We start from the raw sequence: 14807 nt of genomic DNA, 5'->3' as shown, positions 1-14807 counted from the left end.
AAAATTAAAGGAGTGAGAAAAAATGAATGTTCATTCAGCAGAAATTATTATTAGTGCGGTTTCACCCGCTCAATATCCAGATACGCAACTACCAGAAATTGCCTTAGCAGGGCGTTCGAACGTGGGAAAATCATCATTTATTAATACGTTAATTAACAGGAAGAATTTAGCACGAACTTCTTCTAAACCAGGGAAAACGCAGACCCTTAATTTTTATTTAATTGAGAATGCCTTACACTTTGTCGATGTTCCAGGCTATGGTTACGCAAAAGTTTCAAAAACGGAGCGTGCTAAGTGGGGCGAAATGATTGAAACATACATGACACAACGTGAGCAATTGCGAGCGGTGATTTCATTGGTTGATTTAAGACATAAACCAACAGAAGAAGATGTTCAAATGTATCAATTTTTAAAATATTATGATATTCCAGTTATTGTTGTGGCAACAAAAGCAGACAAGATCCCTCGTGGGAAGTGGAATAAACATGAAAGTATTGTGAAAAAGGCGCTTGAATTTGAAGCAACCGATGATTTTATTCTCTTCTCATCAGAAACAAAGATGGGGAAAGATGCTGCTTGGGCGGCAATAGAGAAACGCATGTATTAATTAAAAAATATCACCAGAAGGACACGTATTGCGTCTTTCTGGTGATATTTTTTATTTTTTTTGTTCTTCTTTTTTAGTTTCTTTTGTTTGAGGAGTTAAGAAACGTTCGATGTCTTTCGCATGTTTCTCTGCTCGATCATCTAAAACCTCTGGTAAAATGGCAAATTCTTCAAACATTTTATCTAAAGAATCTTCTCGTTGAAATTTAAGTCCCATATGATAGCCTCCAATTGAAACAAATTAGTTTAATAAATAAGAATGACGGCGGTCTTTACTTGAAGCCGTCGCGTTTTTTTCAAGGCGCTTATCGATTCGCTTGAGAATTCCTTCAGAAGCATCAAATGCGGCGATATTTTTACGTGCTTTTAAAAGTAACTCTTTTTCTTTGGAAGATTTTTCTTGACGACGATAGAGATTCGCTAAACGTTCGACATACTCATAGTGGGTGTAATCTGTTTGAGTAATTAGAAATAATAATAAATCTTCTGATTTTGAAAATTCGCGATTCGTATAATATTGAATCGATTCACGATAGAGTTTAATTTCAAGTTCATTGATTAATTGGGCTTCTTCTTTTTTTGCACGCCATTCATTAATTGAAATTTTACCAGTAATTTCGCCATTATGACCATAGATGAAAATAACGGGAACATTACTTGGGTGCGATGGATCTTCTGAAATTTTTTTCATCCGTATACCCTCTTTTTACGTTCATTTTCTTAATCATACAGTAGGAACAATAAAATTGCTAGACTAGTTCTTATAAATTAAGAAAGCTTTAATGCTTATTGCTCAAGTTTACGTAATTGGAAGTAACCAATCAGTTCAGAGATTCCCATAAAGATTAAGACGCTACCGATTAAGGTCATAATGCTTGAAAGCGCGTTGAACATTAGAATTAAACCAATAACAACTAAAATTAATCCGTAAATAATCCAAGGTAAGAAGGAATGATTCATTTTTTTCAAGTCAAAAGCTTGCATAACTCGCATTACGCCATTGACTAGAATAAAGAATCCAAGAACAATCGTTGTTAATGTTAATAATGGTTTGGCTAGGACAAGAATGCCTAAGGCGCCAATTAGAAGGAAGATTCCTAGATAAAATTGCAAACCTGTGACATTATACTGGCGTTTTTCCTTTAATGCAGCCATGAGATTAGCTAATCCTAAAAGTGCGACATAGGCAGCAATCAGATAAATAACCCATTTACTAAATTGTTGAGGATAAAGCAACGCTAAACTCCCTGTAATGATGTATAAAATAACTTGTAAAAAAGTATAGCGTTGAAATTGTTTAAATAAAGTATTCATTTGTAATTCTCCTTTCAAATAATGGTTTTTCTTTATTTTTAATATTTCATTAAAAAACAGAGGACAATGTATAAATATGTGTTATAATTGCATTATATTATAAGTAATAGCGAGGAGAGCAATATGAGCAAATTGACAATGTTACTTTTATTATTTACCATCCTCTTATATACGTATTTATTTTTAGTTCGAAAAGAAATTGTTTTTTTTTCAAAACGACAATCAAGTGCAAGTGTTATTTATCCATGTTTCTTAGTCTTCGTTTTAATTATTTATTATACAAATAATGTCACACTTGACAAAATATTTCAAGGATTAGCTATGGCTTTAATTGTTTTATCGTACTTATTTAATGTTCGCGGCATTGCAAATCAGCGAATTATTTTACATTCCTATCAAAATAAAGGGATTATGCTAGAAGAGATTAATCATGTCATTATTATTCAAGATACTAAAAAAGAAGAGTTGCGTATTAATTTCTTTCGCTATGGCTTGCGTTTACCAATGGTCAAGTTCGATCAATCGTTAGAAGAATTGTTGCAATTTTTGTCGAAATCATTAGAAGAAGATACCGAAATTGATATTATTATTACCGAAATGTAACAATAAAATATTAAAGAGCAGTAGAAAGAGCGTATACCTTTCTACTGCTCTTTTTTTCAATAATAAGAACAGAAATGTAATATTAATTTAATGTCTTAAAACGAATCGATGACTGTTCCTTATAGAGTGGGTGATAGAAGGTTTAAAAAGCTCTGCTGGTTAGGAGCAAGGATTGTTCTAATCGAAACAGGATTAAGTTGAGGAGTTTTTATGGTTATTAGTCATTTTAAAACACACAATACTTTTATAGTATTTAGCTCATTTTTTTATACTAACACAACTGAGGAAAGGGTTTTCGTTATGGATGTATCAATGTTTCGAGTATAATAGAGGTATCCAAAGAAGGAGGTATTTAAATGACTGGAAAAAATCTAGTTTCTACTTTTAAAAACTTAGTTGAGATTGACTCTGTTTCAAAAAATGAAGGGGAAGTTCATGTATATTTGCAAAAGTTGCTTAGCTCACTTGATATGGAAGTCGTGGAGGATGATAGCAAAGAAAAAACGGGTTTAGGTGGAAATAATCTGATTGCAACACATCGAGGTTCATTGAATAAACAATCGTTATTTTTTTCATGTCACACAGATACGGTAACACCAGGTAATGGCATTGAGGTCGTTGAAAAAGAAGGAGTATTGTATTCTAAAGGTGAAACGATTTTGGGAGCAGATGATAAAGCAGGGATTGCTATATTAATTGAAGCGATGCGCAGGATTAAAGAGGAAGAGATTGAAACAGGGGATTTTGAGTTTATTTTTTCTCCTGGAGAGGAGATTGGACTCATCGGTTCTTCGGCTTTAGATATGAATTTAGTGAAATCAGATTATGGTTATGTATTGGATAGTGCATTAGAAGTTGGCAGAGTAACAATTGCTAGTCCCACGTTATTTATGTATGACGTAAATATTACAGGGAAATCGGCCCATGCAGGTCTTGAGCCTGAGAAAGGTATTTCTTGTGTGTCAATTTTAGCACAAGCACTAAAAAACATACGCATCGGGCGATTAGATGCTGAAACAACAGCAAATATTGGTGTGATTCATGGTGGAGAGGCAACGAATATTGTAATGGATAAGTTATTGGTGAAGGGCGAGGTTCGAGCGATTGAACCTGAAGTTGCGGATCAACTGATTGATGAGATGAAGCAAGCTTTTGAAGAAGCTGCGCAAAGGTTTGGCGGTAGCGTTTCAATCAATGTTAAAAAGATGGCTACGGGCTTTCACATGGATGACAATCAACCAATGATGCAATTATTCATTCAAGCCGCAGATGCGCTAGGATACCCTGTTATTCGTGAAATTAGTGGAGGGGGAAGTGATGCGAATATTTTCAACCTCGGCGGAAAACCGTGTGTCAATTTCTCGATTGGTTACGATAAGATACATACAACAGATGAATTAGTTGTCATTAGCGAAATGGAAAGAGCAGTCAAATTAGTCATTGAACTATTAAAAAACGCCCCTGTTCAAGATAGCTAATGAAGATGAAAAAAGAAGTCCAACATTTTGGTCTAATGCTACTTGCTATTTTAATTTTGGCAGTCAGTGTCAACATGTTTCTAGGCCCGCATCATATCGCCGCAGGGGGCGTTAGTGGGATTGGAATATTACTGGAATCCTTAATTGGAATGAATCGTGCATGGGTGGTCATGATACTCAACGGCTTGATGTTGGTACTGGCCGCTATTTTTTTAGGAAAAACTGTTTTTTTACGCACGTTACTAGGGAGTATTTTATTTCCATTGTCTTTGAGAATTGTCCCCCAAGTGATGTTGACACAAGATCGTCTATTATCAGTAATTATGGGCAGTGTGATTTTTGCTGCCGGTGTTGCTATTTTATACCGCATTCAATCTTCTAGTGGAGGAACGACGATTCCACCACTAATTTTAAAAAAATATTTCAATATCAATACATCTATCGGATTGCTTTTTACGGATATGCTGATTGTATTTATGAGTTTATATGTTTTTGGTTTTGAAGAATTTCTTTTTGCGATTTTGTCTATTGGCATCACTTCATTGGTTATGAACTATATTGAAACCGGATTAAAGCGTCGTAAAGCGGTTATGATTCTAAGTTTAACCCATTCAGAAGCGATTCGTGCCAAACTTTTGGAAGAAGTCGACCGAGGGATGACACTGTTTGATGTTCGAGGAGGAAAAAATCAGACCTCTCAGAATATGATATTAACGGTGATTAAGCGACAAGAGTATCCAAAAGTTCTTGAAATCATTGAAACGATTGATCCCAAATGCTTTGTGATTGTTTACGAAGTTTCAGAAGTTCATGGATTAGGATTTACGTATCAACCAATTCAATAATGACGTATTACCAATACAACGAATGAGGAGGTTTTATGATGGAGCCGGGATATTTAGAGCAAGTCGAACCAATGTTACCCATTTTAGCATTTACTTTAGTTATGTTTGTTTGGACGATTGGAGAATTCGTTTCTGCTAAAACAAAAGCACTCGTTTCAATGATGCTTGTTGCATCAATTATTTTTTTAATCGGTTTTTCAGCAGATTTGATTCCACATGACATGATTCAACAATCAGGATTACTAGGTTTAGGTCAGGCAGTTGTTGGATTGATTATTGTCCATTTAGGGACAATGATGAGTATTGCAGATTTAAAAGCACAGTGGCGGACATTTGTCATCGGTTCTCTCACTGTTGTGATTGTCTCGTTGGTCCTTTATTTTGCGGGAAGTATCGTATTTGATCGAAATGTAGCCATTGCCGGATCAACAGCGATTACAGGTGGGACGCTTTCCATATTAATGGTCCAAGGTGAGGCGAGCGCAATCGATGCTGCTGGTGGTGATTTAGGGATACTATCGGCAACTTTGTTAGCTGTTTTTCCGCTATTAATATTAAATTTCAAGAATTTTATTGGCTTCTTAGTAACGGCAAATATTTTGAAAAAGGAAGCGTTACGCGTTCGAGAAGAGTATCGTAGTGGGAATTTGAAAATGTATGAAGAAGAAGTAAAAGAAAACACAAATCCTACGAGTGAAGTCATTTTACCAAGCTACTTACAAACGCCATATGCGACATTATTTTTACTAGGGTTAGCGGAGTTACTCGCTCGTTGGTTAAGTGGGTTAACAAATGGGTATGTAAATACCTTTGTAATCGCCTTGTTGCTAGGGATTGCTTTGAGGCATTTTAAATTAGTGAAGCCCAATGCGCTATCCACAACCGACTCGTTTGGTTTATTAATGATTTCGATTATGGTAATCGCTTTTGGTCCGTTAGCAAATATTAACTTAGGTGATTTAGTGACATTGATTTGGCCGATTACTTTTTACTTAATTGGTGGTGTATTAACGATTATGCTAAGCGCATATGTTATCGGAAAACAAGTGGGGTATCCACCTGCACTTTCGATCGCGGTTGGTTTAACGAGTCTCTTTGGTTTCCCTGGAACGATGGTGCTGACAAAGGAAGCGGCAGCCGCAGTAGGTGAGACAGAAGAAGAGATTGCTGTGATTGAACAAAATATTTTACCTGTTATGGTTACTGCAGGTTTTTCAACTGTAACGATAACGTCGGTGATTATTGGTGGAATTATGGTTGGTTTTATCATCGGATAGAAGAATTTGAATGCATTTTATATTGGGAGGAATAGGTAATGAAAAATAAACGATTAATTGATTTATTATTAGGTATTGCATTCTTTATTTTAGGAACCATAGCCCTGAATCGTCCAGGATCCACTTTAGGCTTTTTAGTTTTCTTTTTTGGTGTTTTAGCCATTGCACGTGGGATATCAAATATTTTGGGCTTTGGGGCCGTTAGTAATAAAGAATCGAAAGGGTTTCGAATTTTCATTGGACTCCTAGATATTGTGGTTGGTGTCATGTTTTTAACCAATATCATTAGAGGCGCGTTATTTTTGGGAATAATGTTTTCAGTTTGGTTTATGATTGAAAGTATCGGGAATTTATTCTTAACGACTCGTTTTAGCAAAACAAAAGGGTTTGGAAAAATTCTTATTTTACTGTTTGATATTATTTCATTTGTTTTTGCGATAATGCTACTATTCAACCCTTGGATTGCTACGCTTGCCCTACCAAAACTTGTCGGGTTCTCGGCTATCGCCTTTGGTGTTGTTTTGATTGTACATGGCATTGGTTTTGGTCGTTCGATCGAAGATTAGATAAGAGAGTATCAATGATAAAAATAAGAGCTGTAAAAAGATGAAAAAGTCTTTTTACGGCTCTTATTTTTTACAGTCAGGAAAAAGCTGACCACATATTTTAAAAATCAGCCTGTTTTTTAAGGTTGTTCTTCGTTTCGTATTTTAAGCCATATTACGAGTGAAAATATGTTAAACTAAAGTTGCCCAATTGAAAGGAGGAACGCATGATGGCAGCATTCTTTTCGAAAAGCAAACCTTGGTTATTTAGTCTTTTTATTTTTATTTGCTTTTATGCAGTGGCATTCTTAGTTCAAGTGAATGGTGACTCAATGGTTCCTAGTTTAACTGGCAATCAAATCGCACTTGTTGCTCGACAAACGAAGATTGAACGATTTGATATTATCGTGATTCGAGACAAGGAAAAGTCGGATAAGCTTGTGATTAAACGCGTGATTGGCTTACCTGGCGAGGAACTATTGTACAAAGACGATCAATTATTTATTAACAATCAACCGGTGAGTGAACCTTTTTTAGCTGAAATGAAAGCCGCTTTAGCAAAAGACACACTCTTAACGGAAAATATAGAAAAAATAAAAATCCCCGATCATTCGTATTATGTATTAGGGGATAATCGTAAAATATCATTGGATAGTCGCTCAATTGGAACGATTCATAAAGAAGCAATTCTTGGTGAGGCGAAATTTCTTTTGTGGCCACCGAAAAAAATCAATGAAAATGAACAGGAGGAAGTAGAATGACGTTAAAATTCATTACGGGTGCAGGAAATATCGATCACCAAGCAGTGATGATTGAAACCGCACGCGATTGGTTAGAGACCCCTAATCATGAAGTCTTTTTCTTAGTTCCAAACTATAATAAATTTGAGCGCGAGCTTGAAATTTTAAGCAGTCTTAAGCAAGCGAGTAACCAAAAACATTTTAGCACGATTCGAAGCCAAGTTTATAGTTTCCATCGTTTAGCGTGGTACTTTTTGCAACGAACGGGGCAACTTGGCAAACAACCAGTGACTGAAGCCGCAGCATTGCTATTGATGCGTAAAGTGCTGATTCAATGTGAGACGGAGCTGTTATTGTATCGTAGTGAAGTCGGGCAATCGGGTTTTATGATGCAGTTACTTGATTTGTATCAAGAATTCCAGTTAGGAAATGTTGATTTTGAACAGCTGAGCTTCCCACCAACCGATAGTCAGTTGGAAATCACCAATCGTGAAAAAAATTTCCAAATGAAATTACGCGAGTTGCAAATTATTTTTACAGCGTATGAAAGAGAACTCGAACAACGTGAATTACAAGTAGAACAACCGTTACCACTTTTAACCGACTATATTCATCAATTAGAGGATGAGTCATTAAGTCAAACGTTATTTATTGTTAGTGGCTTCTCGAATTTCTCTGCGCAAGAACAAAGTTTACTGCAAAGCCTGATGCTAAAATCCCATTTATGTGTCGATTTATTGATAGATACCCCACGTGAACAGACCGAAGCACTCGATTTGTTTTTTGATGGTAAGCAAACCTATCAACAGTTAAAAACGGCAGCCCAAGCACAAAATATTCCTGTGTACTTTGATCAAAAAGGACAACAATTAGAAACGGTTGCGCCTGAATATCATCTGTTAGAAGCGTACTGGCGTAGTAGCCATTTACAAAATCAGAAAATAACAGGAGACATTCGTGATTTTGTTGAAATTTGGCAAAGTCAGACACCGACAGAAGAATTGCGTCAAATTGCCGTTGAAATTAAAAAACTCGTTGCGCAATCGCAAAAAACAGATCAACCGTTAGCTTACCGAGATATTCAATTGGTGACTTTGAATCCAACGGTTTATTACCCGCTGATTCCGGCTATTTTTAAAGAAATGGACTTACCCTATTATTTAGATGAGAATAAGCAAATGGACCAACATCCGTTAATTGAATTTATTGATAGTTTATTTGCTTTGCCTAAATATCATTATCGATTAAAAGATATTTTCCGTTTTTTGCGTAGTGAGTTATATATCCCAAAAGATTGGGAAAATAAGGAACAAACATGGGAACAAAATCGTAATACATTCCGTAATCAAGTGGATTTAACTGAAAATATTGCCTTAGCTCATCAATTTCAAGGACAAACATGGCTGAAAAAAGCCGATTGGCAATTGATTGCTTATGATTTTGAAGAAAATCATTTAGAAGATACCCGTGTACTAACGGAACAAACGAATCAAGTTCGTCGTAGTTTTGGTCAAGATATTGCGCCATTTTTTAAAGAATTACAAGCTTCAGACACGATGAAAGAAGCGGTTATCCATTTTTATCAGTTTTTAGTAGAAAAGGGAATTGAGCAGCAACTCATTCATTGGCGAAATCAAGAAATTGAACGTGGGGCATTGGAGACGGCTCGAAATCACGAACAAACGTGGGATGCATTGATGGATTTACTAGATCAGTTTGTAGCGATTTATGGTGAAGAGACGTTTGATTTTTCGTTATTTCATGACATGCTGATGAGTGGTTTATCAAACTTACAATTTGGAAAAATTCCAACAGCGATTGATCAAATTAAAATCAATCCACTCGATTTAGCCCGCCCGTTACAAAGTAAAGTGACGTTTGCGATTGGTTTAGACGAGGGAAGTTTTCCAAGGAAAGTTGAAAACGCGACGCTATTATCGAGTGATGAGCGCCTGTTTTTAAATACGTATTTAACAGAAAATCAATACATTCGTGACCACACACAAGAAACAATTCGTAAAGAACCGTTTGTAGCATACAATGTGTTTTTATCGGCGAGTCAAAAACTCTATTTAACGTATGCAGCCAACCATGACGAGCAGCAAAACATCCAAGCGTCCCCCTATTTAAAACGTCTCGTTCAATGGGCAAATGTGAAGGAACAAAAGCGTCAAAGTTTGACCTTTACGAGTCGATTGACAGAGCATATTGGATCGTATCGTGCATTAGTCCGTCAGCTGAATAATATTCACCGTCAAGGACAAGAAGAACGTCTAGCCTTACCAAAAAGTTGGCGCGTGTTACAAGAAGCACTCTTGCAATCGAGCTACCAAACGTTAGCCAAAAAAGTTCTAGCGAGCCAAGAAAAGAAAAATATTCCGCAAAAACTATCAGCAGAGATGGCCAAAGAGCTCTATGGAAAAGATATTTATACGTCTGTTTCGCGGATGGAAACCTTCTATCAATGTGAGTACAAATATTTTGCGAATTTCGGCTTACGCTTAAAAGAGCGTGATATTTATGGATTAAATGCTCTTGTAACGGGAGAATTCTTCCACGAAGCGCTCGATCGCTTTTTAGCGTTAGTCATTCAACAAAATCAAGCATTAACGCAATTGTCAGAAGAGGAAAAACGAGACTTCGTTGATCAAGTCTTAGTAGAGATTTTTGGATTAAAACAATACCAACTTTTGGATGCATCACCAAGAATGCACTTTATTCGTCATCAATTATCGAAAACGATTCAACGAGTGACTTGGGCGATTCATCAACAAAGTAATAAAACATTACTGCAACCTCAAAAAACAGAAGTCTTATTTGGACAAGTTGGGAAAAATAAAGGGATTGCCGGCTTAACACTGCCACTAGGAGGCGAAAGCCAGATGTTCGTTCGTGGTAAAATTGACCGCGTCGATACTGCAGAGGTCGCAGATAATCTCTGGTTATCGGTCGTCGATTATAAATCAAGTAGTCGAAAGTTTGATTTGACGGAAGCTTATTTTGGTTTGGCGATGCAGTTAATTACCTATTTAGATGTTGCTCTCAGCGATGCATTGAAAACAACGGACATAACGAAAACCGTAAAAGCTGCGGGTGCTTATTATTTTCATGTGCACAATCCATTATTGGATCCGAGTAAAGGAACTGAAGAAGAGCGTTTGAAAGCCTATCAATTGGATGGTTTGTTTGTAGATGATGAGGAATTGTTCCCAATCTATGATCAATCGCTTGAACCTTCAAAAGGCTCACTTGTATTTCCAATTAAGAAGAATAAAGACGATGTTATCAGTAAGCGGACGAAAACAGATGCTCGTTTTTATTCAGAAGAGGAAATTGCCGTTTTACGTCAACACAATCAAGCAAAATTGATTCAAGGTGGCCAACGAATTTTGTCAGGTGATATTGCTTTGAATCCTTATTATAAAGTCAAAGATAAAAAACGTGCTTGTCAATATTGCCCGTTTCGTAGTGTCTGTGATTTCGATGTGATGTTGACTGAAAATCAATACCATCGCATGGATAACTTGAAAAAAGACGAAATTATTACGAAAATGGGAGGAGACAATCAATGACGAATATTCCATTAAAGCCACAAAATGAAACCTTTACGGATACGCAGTGGCAAGCCATTTTCGATGAAGGGGACCATTTGTTAATTTCGGCCTCAGCCGGTTCAGGAAAAACCACTGTCTTAGTTCGACGAGTGATTGAAAAGTTGAAAAATGGTGTCAATATTGATGAATTACTCATCGTAACATTTACCGAAGCGGCTGCACGAGAAATGAAAGAACGCATCCAATCCGAATTACAAAAAAGTGTCAATGATGAAAGTGATGCCGAGCGCCGTCAACATTTTGTCAAACAATTAACGTTATTACCAATGGCGCATATCTCTACCTTGCATTCGTTTTGTTTGGCCGTGATTCGCCGTTATTATTATTTAATCGGAATTGATCCTATTTTTCGCTTATTAACGGATGAGACCGAACGAATTTTACTAAAAGAAGAAGTTTGGGAAGAGTTAAGAGATCAAAAATACGAATCGGGTTCAGAAGTTTTTTATCGTTTGACTGAAAATTTTGTCAATGATCGTTCGGATGAAGCGTTGACAGATGTCGTGATGGACTTGCATCGCTTCGCACAGGCAAATCCAGATCCGGAAAATTGGTTAGAAAATTTAGCCAAACAATACACACACTCCGATGATTTGAGTGCGCATCCGTTGTTTCGAAAATACATCGAACCTGTCTTTACCGCACAATTACAAGGTGCTGTGAATCAGATTCAACAGTCGCTTGAACAAGTCGCAGGTCAAAAAGATTTCGCTAAATTAAGTGAAATGTTGGAAAACGACTACGCACAAGTCGCCTTTTTATTGCAATCATTAAAAGATAAAGAGCTCACTGTTTTTTACCAAGCGTTAGGAAATGTCTCCTTTGGGCGCTTTCCGACGTATCGCAAAGAAGAGCAAAAACTGGTTTCCGTTCCAATTAAGGAACAGCGGGATGCCTTAAAAGATCAAGTTGGCGAGATGCAAAATGCCTTTGCCTATTCACCCGAAAAAATCTTAGAATTGATGACCCAAGCGCAGCCACTGGTGGAAGAAATGGGACAATTAACGCTGACATTTATGCATCATTTGAAGCAACGAAAAAAAGACAAAGGCGTGCTTGAATTTAATGATTTAGAACATTATGCTTTAGAAATTCTGAGGGGAGACGCGCAAGAAGGTAGTGAAGCATCCACTTATTATCGTCAACAGTTCAAAGAAGTTTTGGTCGATGAATACCAAGATGTCAATCGATTGCAAGAAGCGATCCTTTCATGGGTTCGAACACCCGATGATGAAAACGGCAATCAATTTATGGTAGGTGACGTCAAGCAGTCGATTTATGCCTTCCGTTTAGCCGATCCTACGTTATTTATTGATAAATATTTAGCTTATGAAAAACAAGAAGGGGGCCGTCGAATTATCTTAGCGGATAATTTTCGTTCGCGTCATGAAGTCTTACACTTCACCAATTTGATTTTTCAACAATTAATGAATGAAGAATTAGGCCAAATCCCTTATGATCAAGCAGCTCAATTAGTTCCGGGCTTTCCGAATTTTCCAGAAAGCGAGGCCTTTGTCCCTGAGTTACTGATTTATGAAAAAGAAAACGAAGAATCAAATGACGAAGGAATCATCGATGACTGGCTCTTAGAAGATAAAACGGACGGCGAGTTGCATCTTGTTGCGTTGAAAATTAAAGAATTAGTCGATTCGAAATTTCAAATTTACGATAAAAAGTTAAAAGAAAATCGGCCGGTGACCTATCGAGACATTGTGTTATTAACACCGACACGCAAAAACAACTTAATGTTACTCGATATTTTTAAGAAATTTGAGATTCCGTTAGAGATTAATGATGCGCAAAACTATTTTCAAGCAACTGAAATTCAGACAATGATTGCTTTATTGCAATTAATTGATAATCCGTATCAAGACATCCCATTAGCAGCCGTCTTGCGCTCACCAATTGTCGGGTTGAATGAACAACAATTAGTTGAAATCCGTTTGCTTAACAAAGCAAGCAGTTATTATGAAGCCTTCTTAATGGGACAAAAGTTGAAAACGCCATTAGGCAAAAAAATCAACCAATTTATGACACAATTAGATGCTTGGCGTGAAAAAGCACGTCGAGTATCGATTGCTGAATTACTTTGGGAAATTTATGAAGAGACGGCATACCTGGACTATGTGATTGGGTTGCCGTCTGGACGTCAACGTTATGCCAATTTAATTGCCTTGGTTAACCGTGCTGAAATGTACGAAACGAGTAGTTTCCGTGGTTTGTATCAATTTATTCGCTTTATCGAAAAGATTCAAGAAAAAGAAAAAGATTTGGCACAACCCTTCACTCAATCCGTGGAAGATGCGGTAAAATTGATGACGATCCATGGCAGTAAAGGATTGGAGTTCCCGGTTGTCTTTATTTTAGATATGAATAAACGCTTTAACAATCAAGATTTAAACGGACGATTTGTGTTAGAAGAACAGCTTGGTGCAGGGATTCAACTCATTGATGAAGAACGGATTCGTTACGAAACGTTACCGTATCAAGTGATAAAACAAGTTCGTTTGGAAAAAGCCTTATCAGAAGAAATGCGTAAGCTCTATGTGGCTTTGACGCGCAGCGAACAAAAACTTTATCTTGTTGGTTCATACAAAAATAAAGCCGATGCGTTGAAACAATGGTCGCAAGCGTTAAATGAGACAGAGCCTATTCTAAACCGCACCTTGCGCTACAAACCACTCGGTAATTTGATGAACTGGATTGGCATGACCTTAATTCGTCATCCGAAAATGCAAACATTTTTTGATGATGAAATTGATCCAAGTAAAAAAATTCACCACCCAGGCGATTTTAAAATCGATTGGTGGAATGAAGAAAAAATCAAACAAGCAACCGTACTTTTAGAAGAGGAACAAACGATTGTTACGGAAGAAGTAGCAGAGGTGGAAGAAGATTTAGCACCAGTATTTCAAGTCCTAGAGTTCAAGTATCCTTTAGAGAAATCAACGATGACAACGAGTTATCAGAGCGTCTCAGAAATCAAACGCTTGTACAATGACCCCGATGAAAAAGAAATTACGAAATTAGCGTGGGAAAGCACTTTTGAGCAAAGTCAAAAACAGCAATACCGTTACGTTAATGAACGGTTAAATCAACCGAAGTTTATGCAAGAACAAACAGTCGATGGGGCAGCAATTGGTAGTGCAACACATACCTTTTTACAACTCCTACCATTGACGATGGAACCAGACCTCGCCTCCTTGCAAGCACAAATGAAGGACTTTGTTGCGAAGAATCAATTGGATGAGAACTTAGCTAAAAAAATACCATTAAAAGCCATTTTGTGGTTTTTTGAAACCGACTTAGGCAAAGAAATCTTAGCCAATCCTTCCCTTGTAAAAAGAGAACAACCCTTTTCAATGTTGAAGGATGCGCAAGATGTCTATTTAGATTTTAATGAAAAAGGGGCAGAACTACTGATTCATGGGATGATTGATGGCTATATTGAATATGAGGATCATGTTATCCTTTATGATTTTAAAACCGATACGGTCATTAAAGATGAAGAAGCCTTTGTTCAAAGCTATCAAGGGCAGTTACGACTGTATAAAGAAGCGCTAGAAGAGGCTTTAAATAAACCGGTTCAAGCGGTCTATTTGATTGCTTTAAGTGCACAAAAAATCATTTCTTTACAAGAGAAATCATTTTAGCGCTTGATTTCTCTGAATATCTCTAGTAAACTACGTATGAATTGAATAGATAAAAAGCCTCGATGGAAAAGAGTAGTTTGGCTGATACTAAAAAGGGAGTCCTGTCATTGACTGAAAGCAGGATTGGTTATC

At 36.9% G+C, this 14807-nt stretch carries 12 protein-coding genes and 1 other annotated feature (1 of these 13 only partly in view); of the genes, 9 read left to right on the top strand and 3 right to left on the bottom strand.

The window, feature by feature from the left end:
* Window positions 1-22: 22 nt before the first annotated feature.
* The gene (gene yihA / locus IEV09_RS02765) at window positions 23-607 is read left to right on the top strand and encodes a ribosome biogenesis GTP-binding protein YihA/YsxC (RefSeq protein ID WP_188366722.1); all 585 of its coding nucleotides are present in this window, start codon (window positions 23-25) and stop codon (window positions 605-607) included.
* Between the two features lie 51 nt (window positions 608-658).
* Here yihA and IEV09_RS02760 read toward each other — a convergent pair whose 3' ends face one another.
* The 3 genes from IEV09_RS02760 to IEV09_RS02750 form a co-directional block, all read right to left on the bottom strand.
* Window positions 659-823, bottom strand: coding sequence for an SPJ_0845 family protein (locus tag IEV09_RS02760; RefSeq protein WP_188366721.1), 165 nt, complete (start codon window positions 821-823; stop codon window positions 659-661).
* Window positions 824-847: 24 nt separating this feature from the next.
* Window positions 848-1297: a hypothetical protein gene (locus tag IEV09_RS02755; protein ID WP_188366720.1), complete on the bottom strand. Its 450-nt coding sequence runs from the start codon at window positions 1295-1297 to the stop codon at window positions 848-850.
* Window positions 1298-1392: 95 nt separating this feature from the next.
* Window positions 1393-1920, bottom strand: coding sequence for an HdeD family acid-resistance protein (locus IEV09_RS02750; RefSeq protein ID WP_188366719.1), 528 nt, complete (start codon window positions 1918-1920; stop codon window positions 1393-1395).
* A gap of 123 nt (window positions 1921-2043) precedes the next feature.
* On the opposite strand from IEV09_RS02750, the gene IEV09_RS02745 reads away from it, so the two are divergent.
* The 8 genes from IEV09_RS02745 (at window position 2044) to addA (ending at window position 14675) form a co-directional block, all read left to right on the top strand.
* The gene (locus IEV09_RS02745; protein ID WP_188366718.1) at window positions 2044-2523 is read left to right on the top strand and encodes a hypothetical protein; all 480 of its coding nucleotides are present in this window, start codon (window positions 2044-2046) and stop codon (window positions 2521-2523) included.
* Window positions 2524-2879: 356 nt separating this feature from the next.
* A complete protein-coding gene (locus tag IEV09_RS02740) occupies window positions 2880-4001 on the top strand; it encodes a M20/M25/M40 family metallo-hydrolase (protein ID WP_188366717.1) in 1122 nt (373 codons plus the stop codon).
* Between the two features lie 5 nt (window positions 4002-4006).
* Window positions 4007-4846, top strand: coding sequence for a YitT family protein (locus tag IEV09_RS02735; protein WP_229731652.1), 840 nt, complete (start codon window positions 4007-4009; stop codon window positions 4844-4846).
* Between the two features lie 38 nt (window positions 4847-4884).
* Complete coding sequence (locus tag IEV09_RS02730; protein WP_229731651.1) at window positions 4885-6123, top strand: hypothetical protein; 1239 nt, start codon at window positions 4885-4887, stop codon at window positions 6121-6123.
* 38 nt (window positions 6124-6161) lie between these two features.
* On the top strand, window positions 6162-6689 hold the full coding sequence (locus IEV09_RS02725; protein ID WP_188366715.1) for an HdeD family acid-resistance protein: 528 nt from the start codon (window positions 6162-6164) through the stop codon (window positions 6687-6689).
* A gap of 209 nt (window positions 6690-6898) precedes the next feature.
* Window positions 6899-7429 carry a signal peptidase I gene (gene lepB, locus IEV09_RS02720; RefSeq protein WP_188366714.1) on the top strand — a complete coding sequence of 177 codons (531 nt, stop codon included), beginning with the start codon at window positions 6899-6901 and terminating at the stop codon, window positions 7427-7429.
* Window positions 7426-10980, top strand: coding sequence for a PD-(D/E)XK nuclease family protein (locus tag IEV09_RS02715; protein WP_188366713.1), 3555 nt, complete (start codon window positions 7426-7428; stop codon window positions 10978-10980). Before lepB ends, IEV09_RS02715 begins: the two co-directional genes overlap by 4 nt.
* Complete coding sequence (gene addA / locus IEV09_RS02710) at window positions 10977-14675, top strand: helicase-exonuclease AddAB subunit AddA (protein WP_188366712.1); 3699 nt, start codon at window positions 10977-10979, stop codon at window positions 14673-14675. The genes IEV09_RS02715 and addA overlap by 4 nt, the downstream gene beginning before the upstream one ends.
* A 50-nt stretch (window positions 14676-14725) precedes the next feature.
* Window positions 14726-14807, top strand: a binding site (T-box leader); it runs 124 nt beyond the window's last position.

This window comes from Enterococcus alcedinis (genome assembly GCF_014635985.1).
GTDB lineage: Bacteria > Bacillota > Bacilli > Lactobacillales > Enterococcaceae > Enterococcus_I > Enterococcus_I alcedinis.
Note: the sequence above shows the minus strand (reverse complement) of the source record. Positions and strands in the feature narration are given on the sequence as shown.